Genomic DNA, 19,968 nt, shown 5'->3' with positions numbered 1-19,968 from the left:
GGGTAACTGCCGCAGCTAAGCTGCGGCGGTCGGATTAATTCTCTTCCAACTCGATGTTGATACCCAGTGAGCGGATTTCTTTGAGCAATACGTTGAATGACTCAGGCATACCCGGTTCCATCTTATGGTTACCGTCAACGATGTTTTTATACATCTTAGTACGACCATTTACGTCATCCGACTTAACTGTCAACATTTCCTGCAGAGTATAGGCAGCACCATATGCTTCTAATGCCCATACCTCCATCTCACCGAAGCGCTGTCCACCGAACTGAGCTTTACCACCCAGCGGCTGCTGAGTAACTAAGCTGTAAGAACCTGTTGAACGTGCGTGCATTTTGTCATCAACCAAGTGGTTAAGTTTCAACATGTACATGTAACCAACAGTTACTTGACGTTCAAATGCGTCACCAGTACGGCCATCATAAAGTGTTACCTGACCACTTGATGGATATCCACCTAGCTCTAGTAACTCTTTAATTTCGCTTTCTTTGGCACCGTCAAACGCAGGCGTCGCAATCGGTAAACCACCTTTAAGGTTTTCAGCTAAACGACGAACTTCATCATCAGAGAAACTTGCAATATCAACTTTCTGACGACAATCCCCTACTTCGTAGGCTTTTTTGATGAATTCACGTAGCTCATGAAGCTCACGCTGCTCTTTCATCATTTCTTCGATTCGCTCGCCAATACCGCGTGCAGCAAGACCCATGTGAGTTTCTAAGACCTGACCGATGTTCATACGTGATGGTACACCGAGTGGGTTCAATACGATGTCTACAGTACGACCTTTATCATCGTATGGCATATCTTCAACAGGTACAATCGTTGAGATTACACCCTTGTTACCGTGACGACCCGCCATCTTATCACCAGGCTGAATACGGCGTTTAACAGCTAAGTAAACTTTAACAATCTTCAACACGCCAGGCTGCAAATCATCACCTTGAGTGATCTTGCGACGTTTGTTTTCAAACTTTTTGTCGTATTCGGCTTTAAGTTCATCATACTGTGCAGCAAGTTGCTCAAGCTCTGATTGCTGCTGTTCATCCGCAAGGCTTTGGGTAAGTAGCTTGTCAGTTGAAAGATCCGCAATGCGGCTTTCTTCAAATCCAGCTTTCACTAGTAGAGAACGCGCACGACCTAACACACCCGATTCAAGGATCTTGAATTCTTCATTGAAGTCTTTTTTCGCTTCACGAAGCTGCATGTCTTCAACTTCTAAGGCACGCTTATCTTTTTCAACGCCATCACGGGTAAATACTTGTACATCAATAACAGTACCAGTTACAGAGTTTGGAACACGTAATGAACTGTCTTTAACATCTGATGCTTTTTCACCGAAGATAGCACGCAGTAGCTTTTCTTCCGGTGTTAGCTGCGTTTCGCCTTTAGGTGTTACTTTACCTACTAGGATATCGCCGCCTTTTACTTCAGCACCAATGTACACAACGCCTGATTCATCAAGCTTACCAAGTGCAGATTCACCCACATTTGGAATATCAGCAGTGATCTCTTCAGGACCTAACTTAGTGTCACGAGCAATACATTGAAGCTCTTGAATGTGGATCGTGGTTAGACGATCTTCTTCAACTACGCGCTCAGATAATAAAATCGAGTCTTCGAAGTTGTAACCATTCCAAGGCATGAATGCTACACGTAAGTTTTGACCAAGCGCAAGATCACCTAAGTCAGTAGATGGACCATCTGCAAGCACATCACCACGTACTACCGGCTCTCCAACCATACAAGTTGGCTTTTGGTTAATACAGGTATTTTGGTTTGAACGTGTATATTTCGTTAAGTTATAAATGTCGATACCGGCTTCACCAGGTACACGCTCATCTTCGTTAACGTTTACAACGATACGACTTGCATCAGCGTACTTAACAACACCGCCACGTTTAGCAACGATAGTTACACCTGAATCTTTCGCAAGCGTCAGTTCAATACCAGTACCTACTAGCGGCTTGTCTGCTTTTAACGTCGGTACTGCCTGACGTTGCATGTTTGAACCCATTAATGCACGGTTTGCATCATCGTGTTCAAGGAATGGGATAAGCGCCGCTGCCACAGAGATAACCTGCTGTGGAGATACATCCATATATTGAATATCAGAACGACCCATAAAGGTTGATTCACCTTTGTGACGACATGGGATCTGCTCATCAATAAATTCGTTATTTTCGTCTAAGTTTGAGTTTGCCTGTGCAATTACAAACTGACCTTCTTCGATTGCAGAAAGGTAATCAACTTCATCAGTCACCACACTATCAACTACTTTACGATATGGTGTTTCTAAGAAACCATAATCGTTAGTACGTGCATACGTAGAAAGTGAGTTGATCAGACCAATGTTTGGACCTTCCGGCGTTTCGATAGGACACACACGACCATAGTGAGTTACGTGTACATCTCGTACTTCAAAGCCTGCACGTTCACGTGTTAAACCACCCGGACCTAATGCAGAAATACGACGCTTATGCGTTACTTCAGATAATGGGTTGTTTTGGTCCATAAACTGAGATAACTGTGAAGAACCGAAGAATTCTTTAACTGCTGCAGAAATAGGCTTAGCGTTAATTAAGTCTTGTGGCATTACAGCATCTAAATCACCTAAGCTTAGGCGTTCACGTACCGCACGTTCTACACGTACTAAACCAACACGGAATTGGTTTTCAGCCATTTCACCCACAGAACGAATACGACGGTTACCTAAGTGGTCAATATCATCCACATCGCCTTTACCGTTACGAATGTCGATTAATACTCGCATCACCGAAACAATATCTTCTTTGCTCAGGGTGCCGGTGCCAGTGTCAGTGTCATAGCCTACACGGCTATTGAACTTCATACGACCAACAGTTGACAAGTCATAACGCTCTTCAGAGAAGAACAAGTTGTCAAAAAGTGCTTCCGCAGCTTCTTTTGTTGGTGGCTCACCAGGGCGCATCATACGGTAAATTTCTACCAATGCTTCTAGGCGATTGCTAGTTGAGTCAATACGAACTGTATCTGACATATAAGCACCGCTGTCTACATCATTGATGTAAAGAGTAGCGATTTTAGTATGGCCCGCTTTTACAAGCTCAGCCATCAACTCAAGCGATAACTCATCGTTAGCATTAGCGATAACTTCGCCAGTAGACTCATCGATGTAATTTTGCGCGATCACACGACCAATAATGTACTCGTGTGGTACTTCTAATTGAGTAATTTCTTTCTTTTCTAGTGTTTTAATATGGCGCGCTGTAATACGTCGACCAGATTCAACCACTATTTCACCGTCAGCATCTTTAATATCAAAAGCAGCTGTTTCACCACGTAAACGTGATGGTACAAGCTCCATTAACACTTTACCGTCAGTTACTTCGAACGTTGTTGTATCGAAGAACAATGCAAGGATCTCTTCTGAAGAGAACTCAAGTGCACGTAAAATGATTGATGCAGGTAGTTTACGACGACGGTCTATACGAACGTAAAGATTATCTTTTACGTCGAATTCAAAGTCTAACCATGAACCACGGTAAGGGATAACGCGCGCGTTATAAAGCACTTTACCAGAAGAGTGCGACTTACCACGGTCGTTATCAAAGAATACACCAGGTGAACGGTGTAGCTGAGAAACGATAACACGCTCTGTTCCATTGATAACAAAAGTACCGGTATCAGTCATGAGCGGGATTTCGCCCATGTAAACTTCTTGCTCTTTAATGTCTTTAACTGTGCCTGGTGCTTCTTTATCCATTAACACAAGACGTAATTTCACGCGAAGTGGAGCAGAATATGTCACGCCGCGAATTTGACATTCTTTTACATCGAATACTGGCTCACCAATACGATAACTTACGTATTGTAGCTCAGAATTTCCCGAGTAGCTTTTGATCGGAAACACAGAACGGAAAGCAGCTTCCAAACCGTGGTCGCCATCAGCGTCCGGATTCAAGAATTTTTTGAACGATTCTAACTGCGTCGACAGTAAGAAAGGTATGTCCAAAACTTGTGGACGTTTACCAAAATCCTTACGGATACGTTTCTTTTCAGAATAAGAGTAAGCCATGGGGTTCCTCAGCTTGCTGATCTTTGACCCAACCTGTTCTTGTAAGAACAGACTTAACTGGCATTCAAGCCATGATAACAACATCTAATTGTTGTACTAAATGCCATTGATATTAGCAAAAAACTGTTAAGTCATTGAAAATACCATTGAAATTTAGAATTTTATTACACTATAGAAAGAGACCTTTCTATAGCGCAAAAGGGCCGGTGATTAAATAATCACCAGCCCTTGCCTGATTTCTCAGGCAGCGAACCTAGCGTAAGCTAGATTACTTGATCTCAACTTCAGCACCAGCTTCTTCAAGATCTTTCTTAAGTGCTTCAGCTTCTTCTTTAGAAACAGCTTCTTTGATTGGCGCAGGAGCAGACTCAACAAGAGCTTTTGCTTCTTTAAGGCCAAGACCAGTTGCACTACGTACAGCTTTGATAGAAGCAACTTTGTTAGCGCCAGCAGCAGTAAGAATAACGTCAAATTCAGTTTTCTCTTCAGCAGCTTCAGCAGCAGGACCAGCAACAACAGCTGCTGCTGCAGTTACACCGAACTTCTCTTCCATTGCTTCTACTAGTTCAACAACGTCCATTACTGACATTTCAGCAATTGCGTCAAGGATTTGGTCTTTAGTTACAGACATTTCAAATTTCCTAATTATTTACGAACCCATGTGGTTCAAAAAATTTATTAAAGAAAGGAGCGGGCTTAAAATTAAGCAGCTTGCTCAGCTTTCTGTACACGTACCGCTTCAATTGTTTTACACAATTTGCCGGCAGACGCTTCTTTCATTGCGCTCATTAAGCGTGCAACAGCTTCGTCGTATGTAGGTAGCTTAGCAAGCATATCTACATCTACAACTTTACCTTCGAATACAGCAGTCTTAAGCTCAAATGTTTCATTCTTTTTCGCGAAATCAGCAAAGATACGCGCAGCAGCACCTGGGTGCTCTGAAGAGAAAGCGATAAGGCTTGGACCAACTAGTGATTCGTTTAGGCATTCGTAATCAGTGCCTTCAACAGCACGTTTAGCTAGCGTGTTACGAACAACTTTCATCCATACACCAGCTTCACGAGCTTCTTTACGAAGAGCAGTGATTGCACCTACTGTTACACCACGAGAATCAGCAACAACCGCTGAAAGAGCACCTTTGGCAGCTTCGTTGACTTCAGCAACAATTGCTTTTTTGTCTTGAAGATTTAAAGCCATGGGTGTTACTCCTGGTTTATAGAAAAACAAATATTTGTTTTTCAGTTCTACTCTACTCTGCTAAAAAATAGCAAAGATGCTTTTTACGGCGAGAGCCAGAAGATTAGGAAAATCTAGCTGGGATTCACACCGTCTACGTAGGACGATTAAGGTTTAAAACCACCTACGGTCTTGGACGGAAGCGCAATTTATCGCTTAACTTAAAAAGTGTTGCGAAATTATGCGCTTCAACCCGAATTTTTCTTTGTAAATAATTCAGAAACAAAATTATCAACAAAATGGCGCAAAATTATAGTTCAAAAATTACGCCATGTAAATGCTAATCTCTAATAAATTATACTTGCGTATCTAGAGTAGCTTGGTCTACAGAAACACCTGCACCCATAGTTGTTGAGATGCTTACTTTTTTCACGTAAGTACCTTTTGCTTGAGAAGGCTTAGCCTTTTTAAGCGCAACAATTAGAGACTCAAGGTTTTGTTGTAACTGTTCAGCTGTGAAATCCACTTTACCAATTGTAGTGTGGATAATACCGTTTTTATCGTTACGGTAGCGAACCTGACCAGCTTTAGCATTTTTAACTGCTTCTGCAACATTCGGTGTAACAGTACCAGTTTTAGGGTTAGGCATAAGACCACGTGGACCTAGGATTTGACCTAGTTGACCAACAACGCGCATTGCATCAGGAGAAGCAACAACAACGTCAAAGTTCATTTCGCCTTTTTTAACTTGCTCAGCAAGGTCTTCCATGCCCACTAAATCAGCACCAGCTTCTTTAGCAGCATCAGCGTTAGCACCTTGAGTGAACACTGCTACACGAACGTCACGACCAGTACCGTGTGGTAGTACAGTTGCACCACGAACGTTTTGATCTGATTTACGTGCATCGATACCAAGGTTAACAGCAACGTCAACACTTTCAACGAACTTAGCTGTTGCTAATTCTTTAAGCAATGCAACTGCTTCGTTGATTTCGTAATCTTTAGTAACTTCCACTTTCTCGCGGATAGTACGCATACGTTTAGTAAGTTTAGCCATTTCTATTAACCCTCTACGTTCAAGCCCATTGCACGTGCAGAACCTGCAATCGTGCGAACTGCAGCATCTAAATCAGCTGCTGTTAAATCTGGACGTTTAGTCTCAACGATCTCTTCAAGCTGAGCACGTGTAACAGTACCCACTTTCTCAGTGTTAGGACGGCCAGAGCCAGACTTGATGCCTGCAGCTTTCTTAAGAAGGTAAGAAGCAGGTGGAGTCTTCATGTCGAACGTGAAAGAACGATCATTGTATACAGAAATAACAACAGGAACAGGTGCGCCTTTCTCAATTGATTCTGTACGTGCGTTGAACGCCTTACAGAATTCCATGATGTTTACACCGTGTTGACCTAGTGCAGGACCTACTGGAGGACTAGGATTAGCCATACCAGCAGCAACTTGTAGCTTGATTAGAGCTTCAACTTTTTTAGCCATGATAATACCTCATTAGGTGGGTCTTAGCCTTGTGCGCGCGAGGACGCGTACTCAAGCGGCTTCCCAATTAATAAAAAAACTTTTTGCTTTTACAAAGACCTTACAGTCTTCGTGTACAAAAAGGCCGCTGATTATAAGTTAACCAGCGGCCTTTTTCAATAGCTGTAGGAATAAAGATTATTTATCTTTTTCTACTTGCCCAAATTCTAAGTCTACAGGGGTAGAACGACCGAAAATAAGCACCGATACTTTTACGCGGCTCTTCTCGTAGTCAACTTCTTCAACCACACCACTAAAGTCAGCAAATGGGCCGTCATTAACACGTACCACTTCACCCACTTCAAACAAGGTTGCAGGTTTAGGTGCTTCTGCATTTTCTTGTAGACGATTAAGAATGCGATCAGCTTCTTTTGTGCTGATAGGAGCTGGACGGTCAGAAGTGCCACCGATAAAGCCCATTACTCGCGGCGTACTGTTCACTAAGTGCCAGCTTGCATCATTCATATCCATCTCGACCAAAACATAACCTGGGAAGAATTTACGTTCAGACTTGCGCTTTTGACCCGCACGCATCTCAACAACTTCTTCAGTCGGCACTAAAACTTCACCGAAGCTCTCTTCTAGGCCTTCAATTTTGATGTGCTCAATGATGGTTTGAGCCACGCGCTTTTCATAACCTGAAAACGCCTGAATTACGTACCAACGTAATTTCTTTTCTTTGTTCTCATCCGACATGGGATCAGATCTCCAATCCAGTTAAAAAGCCAACAACTCTAAATAAAATGCCGTCTAGACCCCACAGGATCAACGCCATTACTACTGTCGCAGCCATAACGATAAGCGTAGTGTGAGTCGTTTCTTGACGCGTAGGCCAAACAACTTTACGTACTTCAATGCGCGACTCTTTTGCAAAAGCAATAAAAGTACGCCCTTTTTCAGTCGTAGCAGCAACACCTAATGCAGCTGCTATCGATGCAACCACACCTACGGCTCGAACTAATACAGACATATCTGCATAAAGATAGTTGCCAACGACCGCTCCTGTAAGTAGCGTGATCGCAATTAGCCATTTTACCATGTCCATCGAGCTAGACGGGTTTTCAACATTAGTGCTCATAATCAATTTTACCTTAAATACAGACACAACAACCCTGCATATAACAGGGTTAATCCATTAAATCCAAATGTACAAATTAAGCGCTTAAAATTTAAACACATTATTTTAGATTTGGACTCTTCTTACATTGAATTGGCAGGGGCGGCAGGACTCGAACCCGCAACCATCGGTTTTGGAGACCGCTGTTCTACCAATTGGAACTACGCCCCTGCAAAGTGGACGCCCATTATACTTACGAACAATTTGAAAACAAGAGTAAAAGATGTGCAAACACAAAAATCCTCAAAACTAACCACACATTCTTTGTTTAGATAGGTTCTAGTGTACGTTATTCAAGCATCAAGTCGTAATAAATCAGGGTTATAAAAATCAGTTAACAACCAAATTTGTTCAAAAGCATGATGACTTGGGCAATCAAGCTGGCCAGCAATCGATATAAAATCATCATGGTGCCATAACGTACTTGCATTGCGAATTAGCAACCAAGTGCGTTCAGAGTGATAGCGTTTAAAGGATTTTTGTTTTAGTAGTCGCTCGAGTGCAATCAACAAACGTCGCTCAGACGGGGCTTGCGCCATTGCCGCAAGTTCTCTTTGTATGTTTAGTGACAGTGATCTGCCAAGTACTGCCATCGCTTCTTTGTCACTACCATATAAGTGAGCAACTTCAATATCTAAGCGCTGCTCTCCTTGATAACAGCTAACATCTGGCATATTCGGTTCATTGTGCCAGATATGCCGCATTGGAATACCGAATTGTTGCTCGTAACAACGTAAAAATAACTTTGCAGCCTGATGTTCTAGCTGCAACTTTTCTAGATCACTGTCGCGCAGTTCCGATGGTTTCATGTATATCCGTTAACAAACTAGAGGCACCGAAGCGAAAATGCGTTGCATTAATCCACTGCCGGCCCATTATTTGCTCGGCTAAATGTAAATATTCACTTGCCTGTGCGACGGTTTTTACACCACCGGCCGCTTTGAAGCTAACATCTTTACCTGAGCGCTTAATGTAATTAAGTATAGTCTGTGTTGAGTTTATAGTTGCATTTACCGGCACTTTACCAGTGCTGGTTTTAATAAAGTCAGCACCCGCTAGCACCGCGACTTCACACGCTTGAGTGATCAACGTATCGGTTGCTAACACACCACTTTCAATAATCACTTTCAGCTTTGCTTTGTCTTTGCACAGCACTTTACTTGAATTAACGTATTGCCATGGCGTTTCGGGGTCCCCTGCAATTAATTGCTGGTAAGGGAGTACTAAGTCTATTTCATTAGCACCATCACACAATGCTTGTTCAGTTTGGGCAAGTACCGACTTTAGCGATTGCCTACCATCAGGAAAGTTTGTCACGGTAGCTACGTTAACGTGAGTTAAATTGCGCTCTTCAAGCAACCATTTGACCAATGCAACAAATTGCGGATAGACACAAACCGCCGCAGGTACGCCAATATCGGGGTTAATACTATGAATAAGTGACTTAATGGCATGTTCGTTATCGTTTTCATTTAACGAAGTTAAATCCATTAAGCTTAATGCCAATTTAGCATCTTCATACAATGCCATAATTCTATTCCTGTTAGGTCAATATATTGACTTAGTAAAAAGCATACAAGCAAACCACCACAGGACATATGTCCGCAAAGATAGCTAACTAAGCCAATTCAATGCTGAATAACTCATAACCAAACACTATAAGCACGGCACCGCACTTACATTTTAAGCGCAAAGCACTGTCACTCAAGCCTTAAGCCATTTGAATAGGTGCTATATAACTTTTAGTTATATAAACTAGGTTTTAATTATTTTTTACTCTGCTAAGGGCACTATATTCTGCTTTCCTGTTCACCACGTTAGATACAAAGTAGCTGTGGTAACTTAATCTTAGTGCTTTGGAGCTAACAGTGCAGTATTTACCCATTTTCACAAAACTTGATAATAAGCCAGTTCTCATCGTTGGAGGCGGCGATGTCGCGCTTAGAAAGTGCAGAGCCTTTATAAAAGCGCGTGCAAATATTACCTTAGTCGCACCACAGTTTTGTGATGAACTTACAGAGCACGCTAAAGATGGTGACGTAACGCTAATCACTGATTACTTCAATACAGACCATTTAAACGCAAAGATGCTGGTCATTGCCGCCACTGATAACGATGAAGTGAACAACTTAGTATTTGAACAAGCTAATGAACGACATATTTTTGTTAATGTAGTCGATGATCAGCCTAAGTGTACGTTTATTTTCCCCTCTATCGTTGATAGAGATCCGATAACCATTGCTATTTCTAGTGCGGGCACAGCTCCTGTTTTAGCCCGTCGTTTGAGAGAGAAACTAGAAACGCTTATACCACAGCACATTGGACCCCTCGCCAGATTGGTTGGCAGCTTTCGTACTCATGTGAAAGCGCAGTTTAAACATTTTGCAGACAGACGTCAGTTCTGGGAACGTGTATTCGACTCAAGTGTCGTCAGTAAAGTACAAGTAGGTGATACTGCCGCTGCCACAGAACAATTACATGAGATGCTCAATACAACCGCAAAGCCTGAAGGCGAGGTTTATATTGTCGGAGCAGGTCCTGGTGATCCAGAACTATTAACACTTAAAGCTTTACAACTAATGCAGCAGGCCGATATTGTGGTCTATGACTACCTTGTTTCTGACGAAATAATGGATTTGGTGCGCCGCGATGCGGATCTCGTTTGTGTCGGTAAACGTCTAGGTAACCATAGCGTAAAACAAGAAGACACTAACCAGATGTTGGTCGACTTTGCTAAGCAAGGTAAAAAAGTTTGCCGTATAAAAGGTGGTGACCCATTTATTTATGGTCGAGGTGGTGAAGAGGTACAAGTGCTCGCCGCTAACCAAATTAGGTATCAAATTGTACCAGGCATTACCGCAGCTGCAGGCTGTAGTGCTTATGCGGGGATTCCGTTGACACATCGAGACCATGCCCAAGCAATTCAATTTGTAACAGGCCACTGCAAAAAAGCAGGTCAGGAGTTAGATTGGCTGTCATTGGCCAAACCACATCAAACGTTAGCCATTTATATGGGCGTGATAAAATCGCCACATATTCAAGCTCAGCTTATAGCGCATGGCAGAAGTGGCTCGACACCGGTGGCTATCATAGAAAACGGTACTCGAAAAGAACAGCGCGTGGTTAGAACACAGTTAGATCAATTGGCTGCACAAATTGACACACAGCACATTGTATCCCCTGCGTTACTTATTATTGGTGAAGTAGCTGCTTTGCATGAGCAATTAGCATGGTTTGGTCAAACCTCGCAAGTCAGTAGCTTTGCCCAGCCACTCACTGATGTGGCATAAACTAGTTTATTTATAATTTTAATCTTTGATGTAGGACGACGATCATGGCTTTAACACACCTTCAGCAGCTTGAAGCTGAGAGTATAAAGATAATTCGCGAAGTCGCCGCTGAGTTTGAAAACCCAGTAATGCTTTACTCTATCGGTAAAGATTCTTCGGTACTTTTGCACTTAGCACGTAAAGCGTTTTACCCAGCTAAAATTCCATTCCCGTTGTTGCATGTAGACACCGATTGGAAGTTCCGCGAAATGATTGAGTTTCGTGACCGCTTGGCTAAAGAGTATGACTTTGATTTATTAGTACATAAAAACCAAGAAGGTATCGATATGGGCGTAGGGCCATTTACACATGGCTCTGCTAAACACACCGATATAATGAAAACACAAAGCCTAAAGCAAGCGCTTGATAAATATGGCTTCGATGCAGCTTTTGGTGGCGCACGCCGTGACGAGGAAAAATCTCGCGCAAAAGAGCGTGTTTATTCATTCCGAGATAAACATCATCGTTGGGATCCAAAAAATCAACGCCCTGAGTTATGGAGTAACTATAACAGCCAGGTTAACCCAGGTGAAAGTATTCGTGTATTTCCACTGTCGAACTGGACTGAGCTCGATATTTGGCAATATATCTACCAAGAAGATATCGACATGGTGCCACTATATCTTGCCAAAGAGCGCCCTGTTGTTGAGCGTGACGGTACATTAATTATGGTTGATGATGACAGAATGCCATTAGAAGAAGGCGAAGTGCCACAGATGAAATCGGTTCGTTTTCGTACTTTGGGCTGCTACCCATTAACCGGAGCAGTTGAATCAACGGCGAGCAGCTTAACTGAAATTATTGAAGAAATGTTGTTATCAACCTCTTCAGAGCGTGAAGGCCGTGTAATTGACCATGACTCATCTGGGTCAATGGAGAAGAAAAAACGTGAGGGGTACTTCTAATGTCAACAGCCAATGAAGTAAGAGAATTAGGTATTGATGCATACCTTGCTCGCCAGCAAGACAAAAGCTTATTACGCATGATGACCTGCGGTAGCGTAGATGATGGAAAATCCACCTTGATCGGACGACTGTTACACGACAGCCACCAAATTTATGAAGACCAACTCGCGGCGCTTCATAAAGATAACGAAAAAGTAGGTAATGCGGGTGAAGAGCTTGATTTAGCACTTTTAGTTGATGGTTTACAGGCTGAACGTGAGCAAGGTATTACTATTGATGTTGCATATCGTTATTTCTCAACTGAAAAGCGCAAGTTTATCATCGCTGACACACCAGGTCATGAGCAATATACACGTAACATGGTAACGGGTGCGTCAACCAGTGATTTAGCAATCATTCTTGTAGATGCGCGCTATGGTGTTCAAGTGCAAACTAAGCGCCATAGCTTTATTTGTGACTCGCTTGGCATTACTCAATTTGTGGTTGCCATCAATAAAATGGATATCTGTGACTTTGACGAAGCAGTATTTAATCGCATAAAAGCCCAGTATCTAGAGTTTGCAGAACAGCTTAATGTCTCAAACATTAAATTTGTACCTATGTCAGCGCTCAAAGGTGATAATGTCGTAACCCGCTCAAAGCATACGCCTTATTACACCGACAAACCTCTACTAGAGCTGCTTGAAGATTCACCAGCTACTGCAGCTAATACTGAATTTGAAGCGCGTTTTCCAGTACAGTATGTGGTTCGCCCAAACTTAGATTTTCGTGGTTTTCAAGGTACTTTGACTTCAGGTTCGTTAGAAGTTGGTCAAGCAATCAAAGTATTGCCTTCAGGCAAGAGCTCCAGTATTAAGGAACTCGTTACATTTGATGGAAACCTGCAGCGTACAGAAACAGGCCAAGCGTTTACTATTACGCTCAATGATGAAGTTGATGTCAGTCGTGGCGACGTGATAGTACCTGTAAATTCAAGTGCAGAAGTCACAAACCTTATTCAGGCTAAGTTGGTTTGGATGCATGAGTCGCCATTAGTACTTGGTAAAAGCTATAACTTTAAGTTAGGCAGTAAAAATACCTCAGCCATCGTAAAACGTATCGACTATACCATTGATGTGAATACGCTAGAACATGGTCAAGCAGATTCACTGCAACTGAACGAAATTGCAATTGTTACTCTTGAGTTGACTGAAAGTATTGTGGCTGACAATTATCGTAACAATCGTGAAACTGGCTCATTCATCCTAATCGACCGCCTAAATAACTTAACGGTTGGTGCGGGTATGGTTGAAGCTTTATTAGCTGCACAAGAGATGACACACTCTCAATTTAGTGAGTTTGAAATTGAGCTAAATGCTTTAGTACGCAAGCACTTTGCACATTGGCAGGCGCTTGATATATCAAAGCTTAAGTAATGTTTACACGCCTGTTATTAGGAGCGTCTTTGGATGTATGAACAAATCATATTAACAGGCATAATGTTATCGCTAGTTGGGTGCCTTTTTGGTACCCGTATCAAGCCAGCGTGGCTATTTGTGGGTGCAATAAGTTTTAGCTACATGGCTGGGCTTATTGACCTAGAAGGCATGCTTGTTAACTATGCTAATCCTTCATTGATCACCCTTGTTTTGCTGGTATTAGTGTCTATAGCCATCGAAAAAACCACTCTAATACAAACATTAGCACAATCATTGGCAAAAGGTAGTTTGTCACGTTCCGTGATGAAACTTGGATTATCTACCGCCTTTTTGTCCTCATTTACGAATAACACCGCAGTCGTGGCATCATTAATTTCAGCGATAAAAGAAAGCCCAACGCATTCACCATCAAAATTACTTCTGCCATTATCCTATACCGCTATTTTAGGTGGCACGTTAACTTTGATTGGTACCTCAACCAACCTAATCGTCAACGGCTTTGCTATCGATGCTGGAATGGCCCCGCTAGGCTTTTTTGATTTTACTCTGATCGGTTTAGGTGCTTTGTTTGTCGGTTTAATTACCATTATGGTGTTGTTAAAGTATTTGCCCGACAATGGCACAAATCAGCAAGAAGTTGTGCCTTTTTACTTAGAAGGTAAAGTACAAGCAGGTTCAAAGCTAATTGGCCGTTCCGTAGAAGAAAATGGCTTACGTGATTTAAAAGATTTATTTCTTGCTGAAATCATTCATGGTGATCGCCGTATCTGTGCAGTCACACCACAGCAAGTGATCCAACAAGGAGATACCTTGCTGTTTGTTGGTGATATAAAATCAGTCCCTTTACTGACTCGCTTTGACGGACTCAAAATTGTTCATGACAAACATGAAAAAGATGTTGAGCACCTAGTTGAGGTCGTTATGAGTCAGTCTTCAAAATATATTGGTAAAACAGTCAAAGAAGTTCGCTTTCGCGAGCAGTTTCATGCTGCTGTAATTGCTATTCGTCGTGGCCACGACCGCTTGCAAGGTGGGCTGGGTCAAGTACGTTTGCAAGCTGGCGACTCTTTAATTTTGGCACCAGGTAGCCAGTTTTATGAATTACCAAATTTAAAGCGTGAGTTCGTGTATATCTCCGGTTTAGACTTACAAACACACCTGAAATCGAAGCAATCAAATATAGTACTTGCTGCTTTTAGCGGTGTCTTAGCGCTCAGCATTTTTGGTATTGTGCCGCTAGTGAAAGGCTTAATGATATTGCTGCTTGGTTTGTTTTTAATGGGCACAATCAAAATCAACGAACTAAAAAGGCGCTTCCCACTGGAGCTGTTGGCAATCGTTGGCAGCGCCATCGGTCTTGCAAAGCTGATGATAAATACCGGACTTGCAGGCAAAATATCTTCGGGGCTATTTTATATGCTGGGTGACTTTGGCCCATATGGTGCATTTATTGCTATTTTTGTGATGACCGTGATTTTTACAGAACTTATCACCAATAATGCCGCTGCAGCGCTCTCTTTTCCTGTCGCATATGCATTGGCAATTGGCTTTGATGTAAGCCCTTTACCTTTTATTATGGCTGTTGCCTTTGGTGCGTCAGCAAGTTTTATTTCTCCGTTTAGCTATCAAACTAATTTGATGGTATATAGCGCAGGAAACTATCGCATCAAAGACTATGTAACCATGGGTTTACCCCTCTCTATCATTTATTCAATAACCGTTTTAACCTTAATTCCTTTAGTTTTTCCGTTTTAATAGGTAAGCAAGATGGACGAAAATGTAGTTTGGCATAACTATGCCGTTGATAAAGCACAACGTAGTGAACAAAAGCGCCATAAGCCTTGTGTTTTATGGTTCACTGGCTATTCAGGCTCAGGCAAAAGTACCGTTGCCGGCGCACTTGAAAGCGCATTACACCAACAAGGCGTACACACTTACTTACTCGATGGTGATAATGTTCGCCATGGCCTGTGTAAAGATTTGGGGTTTAGTGATGGTGACCGAGTAGAAAATATTCGTCGCGTTGGTGAGCTAAGTAAGCTGATGGCTGATGCAGGATTAATAGTGCTAACCGCCTTTATTTCCCCGTTTCAGGGGGAACGTGATATGGTGCGTGAGCTATTAGATGACGGTGAGTTTATTGAAGTATTTTTAGATACACCATTAGATGTATGTGAACAGCGCGATCCAAAAGGGCTCTACAAAAAAGCCCGAGCAGGTGAAATCAAACATTTCACTGGTATCGATTCTGACTATCAGGCGCCCGTTAACCCTGAAGTCACTTTAGATACCAGCAAAAATTCACTTACCCAATCTGTCGAGCAGCTAGTAGCGCATCTAAAAACTAAAAATATTATAGGATAAGTTATGAATCAGACCGACCTTTTGGAAGAGATATTAATGTTGGCACGTAAGGCCGGTGATGAAATTATGCCAATCTACGCCAAAGATTTTAATATTGAATATAAGGCCGACGAAAGCCCCGTGACCGATGCTGACATTGCCGCTCATAAAGTTATCGTCAAAGGTCTTACAGCATTAACCCCTGAGTTACCAATTTTAAGCGAAGAAAGCGCCAATATTGATTGGCCAACCCGACAAACTTGGCAGCAGTACTGGCTAGTTGATCCCATTGATGGTACTAAAGAGTTTATAAAAAAGAATGGAGAGTTTACCGTTAATATTGCGCTCATCAGCAATGGCAAACCTATCTTAGGCGTAGTACATGCCCCTGCGCTTAATGTTAGCTACTTAGCTGCAGAAGCGATTGGCGCTTTTCGAGAGTGTGGTGAAGCGCGTATCGAGCTTAAAGTAACCCACAAGCCAAACACCGGAAAAATCAATGTGGTAGGCTCACGCTCACACCCTTCGCCCGATTTAGCCGCCTACCTTGAACAGTTTGATGACGTAGAAATGATCCCCAAAGGTAGCTCGTTGAAGCTATGCCTAGTTGCTGAAGGACAAGCCGATGTATACCCTCGACTTGGTCTAACAAGCGAATGGGATACAGGTGCAGGTCATGCAGTGGCAGCGATTGCAGGGGCAACAGTCACACAAATTGATGGCAGTCCTTTGCTTTATAATCAAAAAGAAAGCTACTTAAACCCGTACTTTGTAGTTTCTCGGTTAACTGATTAAGTTATGTCGGTTAGCCCATCAACCGTGGGCTAATCATCAAATCCCGTATAAAGTATGCATAGCTTGATAGTTAATGCCGAACTGCTGCTCAAACCAACTGTTTACATAATTATTATTTGGCTCAACATGTGCACACCTTAGTACATTTTCAGCCCTTGTATGCGCTTGCTGATTACGGCAATACTGCTGTCCCCATAACTGCTTTAGATGAGTATCAAATTCTCGAGTTAAGTTGTCTAAGTAAGATGCAAATGCCTGCTGTTGATCTAAAAACGTTGCAGCTTTTGGTTGTAGCTGTGCTTTTGCAAAATTTGCACTATGACTGGTCGTTTGATTGGTTTGCCTGTCTATATACTGATCTGTCAGCAGCATCCCCCCGAGTTGACCTTGGTAACTCAGCTGTACAGAGTATGTCTCTTGATAATCTACTTGAGGATAAATATAAACACGTTCAATATCTACTGCAACTTGCTTATTTTCATCTTGCGGATCGGGCCTTAACGTTTGGACTACATACCGCTTCTCTTGCTGCTTGTGAGTGCTGGTACGTTGGTACTCAACGTTTGCCGCCATCGTTACATTCAGTAATTGAGACCCTTTTGGTGAGTACCAAATGCTGCGCTGAAAACGCTCTTGCAACTGACGTGTTGTTCCCTCAATTAAGTGCTGATGATCGCGTCTTTTTGGTGTATTCAGTTGTAATTGTTCATTAAACACAATTTTTCTAAATCTGCTGTTATCCTGGCTATCAATTGATAAACGGTGCTGAACCTGCCACACAGAACAGTACTTTTGTGTTAGCGCGTGTAAAAAAAAGCGCTGGCTAATCACTTGCTTTGCTAAAGTGTCACATTTACTTTTTGCCAAGCGACTTAGCTGAGATTGATAGTTATTGAAAGATGCACTCAGTTGAGCGTTAGCAATTAACAAAGCATATTTGTGTTCAAACCAACGAAATTTATCAGGGAAACGGCCAGCGGCTAAATCTTTAGCATAATCCTTTAAAAACTGCTCTGCATAACGTACCTCTTCATTTTGCGTTGCAGCTTGTGCTCCCATCGCTTCAATATGCCATGTACTTTGATTTCGTAAAATAGACTCTAACTTATCGGCTGCACCTACATAATTTGCAGCCAACCTAAGCATACGAACTTCAATCAGCCCTCTGTCTATTATTTTATGGCGTGCTTGATTAAGCCGTTGCTGCGCCTCTACATCAGTGGCATCTTCATTTAGAGCCGCTTGGTAAAACTCAGCTGCTTGCTGATACATACCTTGTTCATATAATTTGTCTCCTTTTTCAACTAAGCTGGTACATGCGCTCAGTAAAAGAAAACTCCCCAACAATACTATAGCTCGGATCATAAAGCTATTTTCCCTTAAAATTCAAAATTTTAAACTTACTTGATTTTCTCTGAGCAGACATTGTATCTAATTTAAGTCCACCATGCGATGGATAAAATAACACCAAACTGTATCACTTTGACTACGCTTTAAGTGTACATACAATTAGAGGCTGAATTATGCATCAATACTTGGGCCGTTTATTACTTTGCAGCTTATCCTTACTCTCAACAATTTCACTTGCCAGTGTTCCTCATAGCAAGATACATGTTTATACGGAAGATTTTCCTCCTTATCAAGAATTTATGGGGCCTGGTAAAATTGGTGGTGTTGCCACTGAATTAGTCAAAGCACTGTTTGAGCACAGCAATATCGACTATAAAATACATGTATTACCTTGGTTTAGAACCAGTCATATAGTCAATAATACACCTAACACATTTATCTATTCTCTAGCACGTACTCAAGAGCGTGAAGAACACTACCATTGGATAGCTCCCTTATGTGAGGTAAATGTGTCTTTTTACAAACTCAAAGCCAGAAAAGACATAATCATTCACGATATAGAAGATGTGCGACAATATATTGTTGCTGTTGCATCTGGGCAACCGACAGAGCAACACCTTGTAGAGCTTGGTTTTAGTCAAGATGATAATTTAGTCATTTTGGCCAGCCATCAACAAGGCGCACAAATGCTCAACAAGGCTCGTGTTGATCTACTCTATGGTGCTGACTTATTTGTCAAAAATGTACAGCAATCTCTAGGAAGAGCAGGTGAATGGGAAAAAGTCTATGTATCGCCACACTTAAGTAAGCGTATGTATTTAGCCGCTAACATAAACAGTGATGAAGCGCTGATCAGTAAATTACGTCATAATTTTAATGCACTAAATTCCCAATTAAACACGTCTGTACGCTGTGAACAAGCAGTACGAGATCACTGAATATTATAAGACGATTCGGGTCCGTACTTTGTCAAATGCCACCTTCAAGTGCTCATCACTTGCCGCAATAGCAAAGTACTCATCCAATAATGTACGTAACAGCACAACGTTATCAATTGTTTGAACAACTTCCACATCGGTATGTTCATTGCTGTGGATAAACTGATTGTTACGAATTAAATAGCGCTGCCCGCTCTCAATTCGAGATACAACTAAATGATTAACAAAAGCCGCCTCATGGTGCTGATGGCTATAAAAATGCCCCACTTCACAATCGCTCTCAAATACCTCCGACAGGTCAATTTGATATAGAACAAGCTGCTCAGGCGCAAGCAAAGAAACTGTCGCAGACGTTGTTGTTCGTTCAACCTGATACTGATTACGACCTTCGTTAAAAACAGTGCTTTGGTCAACCTCGATGGGGAGTACAGGTGATTTAACACCAAAACCGACTTCTATCGTATAGGTTTTATCTACAAATTTAAGCAACGTCACACGATGTGTGCGTGGATTATCAGTTTTACCATTTAACATCACCCGCGCCAGCGCTGGCCTGACATCATAGCCTAGCGCCTCTAACACCAAATACATTATTCGGTTATGCTCAAAACAATAGCCACCTTGACGTTTGTTGATCACTCTGTCAAACAATGCCTCTGCTTCAAGAGATAAATAAACTCCTTGCATAGCATTAATGCTACTAAAACTAAAAGTAGCCAAATGCTGGCGCTGTAGCTGTTCAACAAACTCAAAACTACCTATGGGGGCGGTAATATTAAGTGTATTTAAGTAATGAACAATGTACGGTGCCAACGAAGTTGCTCTTATGTCTAACATGATACTTTCCTTAACAATTAATCAGTCTGTTGAGCAAGGTAAAAGCTCAAGCGTGGTTGAGGTCAATACATTTTATATTTCATTTTTAATTATATCCGTACATCTAGCTTATCCACCAATTGAACTAATATGTAGCAAAGGTTAACGCATCAACTAACAACATCTCCCGC

The 19,968-nt window shown here is 42.0% G+C and carries 18 protein-coding genes and 1 tRNA gene; 7 read left to right on the top strand and 12 right to left on the bottom strand.

What is annotated here, in order from left to right; translation table 11 throughout:
* Positions 1-34: 34 nt before the first annotated feature.
* The 10 genes from rpoB to deoC form a co-directional block, all read right to left on the bottom strand.
* Positions 35-4,060 carry a DNA-directed RNA polymerase subunit beta gene (gene rpoB, locus SANK73390_RS04030; protein ID WP_462763846.1) on the bottom strand — a complete coding sequence of 1,342 codons (4,026 nt, stop codon included), beginning with the start codon at positions 4,058-4,060 and terminating at the stop codon, positions 35-37.
* Positions 4,061-4,328: 268 nt separating this feature from the next.
* Positions 4,329-4,691 (bottom strand): 50S ribosomal protein L7/L12, encoded by a 363-nt coding sequence (gene rplL, locus SANK73390_RS04025; protein WP_261627180.1) that lies wholly within the window; start codon positions 4,689-4,691, stop codon positions 4,329-4,331.
* Positions 4,692-4,762: 71 nt separating this feature from the next.
* Positions 4,763-5,257: a 50S ribosomal protein L10 gene (gene rplJ, locus SANK73390_RS04020; protein WP_261595425.1), complete on the bottom strand. Its 495-nt coding sequence runs from the start codon at positions 5,255-5,257 to the stop codon at positions 4,763-4,765.
* 334 nt (positions 5,258-5,591) lie between these two features.
* Positions 5,592-6,293, bottom strand: coding sequence for a 50S ribosomal protein L1 (gene rplA, locus SANK73390_RS04015; RefSeq protein ID WP_261595426.1), 702 nt, complete (start codon positions 6,291-6,293; stop codon positions 5,592-5,594).
* A gap of 5 nt (positions 6,294-6,298) precedes the next feature.
* Positions 6,299-6,727 (bottom strand): 50S ribosomal protein L11, encoded by a 429-nt coding sequence (rplK, locus tag SANK73390_RS04010; protein ID WP_261595427.1) that lies wholly within the window; start codon positions 6,725-6,727, stop codon positions 6,299-6,301.
* Positions 6,728-6,904: 177 nt separating this feature from the next.
* Complete coding sequence (gene nusG / locus SANK73390_RS04005; protein ID WP_261595428.1) at positions 6,905-7,462, bottom strand: transcription termination/antitermination protein NusG; 558 nt, start codon at positions 7,460-7,462, stop codon at positions 6,905-6,907.
* 4 nt (positions 7,463-7,466) lie between these two features.
* A complete protein-coding gene (gene secE / locus SANK73390_RS04000; RefSeq protein WP_462763842.1) occupies positions 7,467-7,844 on the bottom strand; it encodes a preprotein translocase subunit SecE in 378 nt (125 codons plus the stop codon).
* Positions 7,845-7,977: 133 nt separating this feature from the next.
* Positions 7,978-8,054, bottom strand: a tRNA-Trp gene (locus SANK73390_RS03995).
* 122 nt (positions 8,055-8,176) lie between these two features.
* Positions 8,177-8,692 carry a hypothetical protein gene (locus SANK73390_RS03990; protein ID WP_462763839.1) on the bottom strand — a complete coding sequence of 172 codons (516 nt, stop codon included), beginning with the start codon at positions 8,690-8,692 and terminating at the stop codon, positions 8,177-8,179.
* The gene (gene deoC, locus SANK73390_RS03985; RefSeq protein ID WP_462763836.1) at positions 8,664-9,413 is read right to left on the bottom strand and encodes a deoxyribose-phosphate aldolase; all 750 of its coding nucleotides are present in this window, start codon (positions 9,411-9,413) and stop codon (positions 8,664-8,666) included. The genes SANK73390_RS03990 and deoC overlap by 29 nt, the downstream gene beginning before the upstream one ends.
* Before the next feature lie 338 nt (positions 9,414-9,751).
* Between deoC and cysG the strand changes: the two genes are divergently transcribed.
* Genes cysG through cysQ form a run of 6 tightly spaced genes read left to right on the top strand, consistent with a single transcriptional unit; the run spans position 9,752 to position 16,673 of the window.
* A complete protein-coding gene (cysG, locus tag SANK73390_RS03980; RefSeq protein ID WP_462763833.1) occupies positions 9,752-11,173 on the top strand; it encodes a siroheme synthase CysG in 1,422 nt (473 codons plus the stop codon).
* Between the two features lie 44 nt (positions 11,174-11,217).
* On the top strand, positions 11,218-12,117 hold the full coding sequence (gene cysD, locus SANK73390_RS03975) for a sulfate adenylyltransferase subunit CysD (RefSeq protein WP_261595433.1): 900 nt from the start codon (positions 11,218-11,220) through the stop codon (positions 12,115-12,117).
* The gene (gene cysN / locus SANK73390_RS03970; protein ID WP_462763830.1) at positions 12,117-13,532 is read left to right on the top strand and encodes a sulfate adenylyltransferase subunit CysN; all 1,416 of its coding nucleotides are present in this window, start codon (positions 12,117-12,119) and stop codon (positions 13,530-13,532) included. The genes cysD and cysN overlap by 1 nt, the downstream gene beginning before the upstream one ends.
* Positions 13,533-13,565: 33 nt before the next feature.
* The gene (locus SANK73390_RS03965; RefSeq protein ID WP_462763827.1) at positions 13,566-15,290 is read left to right on the top strand and encodes an SLC13 family permease; all 1,725 of its coding nucleotides are present in this window, start codon (positions 13,566-13,568) and stop codon (positions 15,288-15,290) included.
* Between the two features lie 12 nt (positions 15,291-15,302).
* Positions 15,303-15,899, top strand: coding sequence for an adenylyl-sulfate kinase (gene cysC, locus SANK73390_RS03960; protein WP_261595436.1), 597 nt, complete (start codon positions 15,303-15,305; stop codon positions 15,897-15,899).
* 3 nt (positions 15,900-15,902) lie between these two features.
* Positions 15,903-16,673 (top strand): 3'(2'),5'-bisphosphate nucleotidase CysQ, encoded by a 771-nt coding sequence (gene cysQ, locus SANK73390_RS03955; protein ID WP_462763823.1) that lies wholly within the window; start codon positions 15,903-15,905, stop codon positions 16,671-16,673.
* A 36-nt stretch (positions 16,674-16,709) separates the two neighbouring features.
* On the opposite strand, the gene SANK73390_RS03950 is transcribed toward cysQ, so the two are convergent.
* On the bottom strand, positions 16,710-18,038 hold the full coding sequence (locus SANK73390_RS03950) for a hypothetical protein (RefSeq protein WP_462763820.1): 1,329 nt from the start codon (positions 18,036-18,038) through the stop codon (positions 16,710-16,712).
* 158 nt (positions 18,039-18,196) lie between these two features.
* Here SANK73390_RS03950 and SANK73390_RS03945 point away from each other — a divergent pair, with 158 nt between their 5' ends.
* Positions 18,197-18,961 (top strand): substrate-binding periplasmic protein, encoded by a 765-nt coding sequence (locus tag SANK73390_RS03945; protein ID WP_462763817.1) that lies wholly within the window; start codon positions 18,197-18,199, stop codon positions 18,959-18,961.
* Positions 18,962-18,964: 3 nt separating this feature from the next.
* Here SANK73390_RS03945 and SANK73390_RS03940 read toward each other — a convergent pair whose 3' ends face one another.
* Positions 18,965-19,798: an arylamine N-acetyltransferase family protein gene (locus SANK73390_RS03940; RefSeq protein ID WP_462763813.1), complete on the bottom strand. Its 834-nt coding sequence runs from the start codon at positions 19,796-19,798 to the stop codon at positions 18,965-18,967.
* Positions 19,799-19,968 lie beyond the last annotated feature (170 nt).

The sequence above is a fragment of the Pseudoalteromonas sp. SANK 73390 genome, assembly GCF_054966645.1.
This window is presented reverse-complemented; position numbering and strand designations above follow the sequence as displayed.

Bases quoted from the DNA above. Each gene is read 5' to 3' on its own strand.
- cysQ (WP_462763823.1), top strand. From the start codon at position 15,903: ATGAATCAGACCGACCTTTTGGAAGAGATATTAATGTTGGCACGTAAG.
- cysD (WP_261595433.1), top strand. From the start codon at position 11,218: ATGGCTTTAACACACCTTCAGCAGCTTGAAGCTGAGAGTATAAAGATA.
- rplA (WP_261595426.1), bottom strand. From the start codon at position 6,293: ATGGCTAAACTTACTAAACGTATGCGTACTATCCGCGAGAAAGTGGAA.
- SANK73390_RS03965 (WP_462763827.1), top strand. From the start codon at position 13,566: ATGTATGAACAAATCATATTAACAGGCATAATGTTATCGCTAGTTGGG.
- rplK (WP_261595427.1), bottom strand. From the start codon at position 6,727: ATGGCTAAAAAAGTTGAAGCTCTAATCAAGCTACAAGTTGCTGCTGGT.
- cysN (WP_462763830.1), top strand. From the start codon at position 12,117: ATGTCAACAGCCAATGAAGTAAGAGAATTAGGTATTGATGCATACCTT.
- nusG (WP_261595428.1), bottom strand. From the start codon at position 7,462: ATGTCGGATGAGAACAAAGAAAAGAAATTACGTTGGTACGTAATTCAG.
- secE (WP_462763842.1), bottom strand. From the start codon at position 7,844: ATGAGCACTAATGTTGAAAACCCGTCTAGCTCGATGGACATGGTAAAA.
- SANK73390_RS03940 (WP_462763813.1), bottom strand. From the start codon at position 19,798: ATGTTAGACATAAGAGCAACTTCGTTGGCACCGTACATTGTTCATTAC.
- rplL (WP_261627180.1), bottom strand. From the start codon at position 4,691: ATGTCTGTAACTAAAGACCAAATCCTTGACGCAATTGCTGAAATGTCA.
- rpoB (WP_462763846.1), bottom strand. From the start codon at position 4,060: ATGGCTTACTCTTATTCTGAAAAGAAACGTATCCGTAAGGATTTTGGT.
- SANK73390_RS03950 (WP_462763820.1), bottom strand. From the start codon at position 18,038: ATGATCCGAGCTATAGTATTGTTGGGGAGTTTTCTTTTACTGAGCGCA.
- rplJ (WP_261595425.1), bottom strand. From the start codon at position 5,257: ATGGCTTTAAATCTTCAAGACAAAAAAGCAATTGTTGCTGAAGTCAAC.
- SANK73390_RS03945 (WP_462763817.1), top strand. From the start codon at position 18,197: ATGCATCAATACTTGGGCCGTTTATTACTTTGCAGCTTATCCTTACTC.
- cysC (WP_261595436.1), top strand. From the start codon at position 15,303: ATGGACGAAAATGTAGTTTGGCATAACTATGCCGTTGATAAAGCACAA.
- deoC (WP_462763836.1), bottom strand. From the start codon at position 9,413: ATGGCATTGTATGAAGATGCTAAATTGGCATTAAGCTTAATGGATTTA.
- SANK73390_RS03990 (WP_462763839.1), bottom strand. From the start codon at position 8,692: ATGAAACCATCGGAACTGCGCGACAGTGATCTAGAAAAGTTGCAGCTA.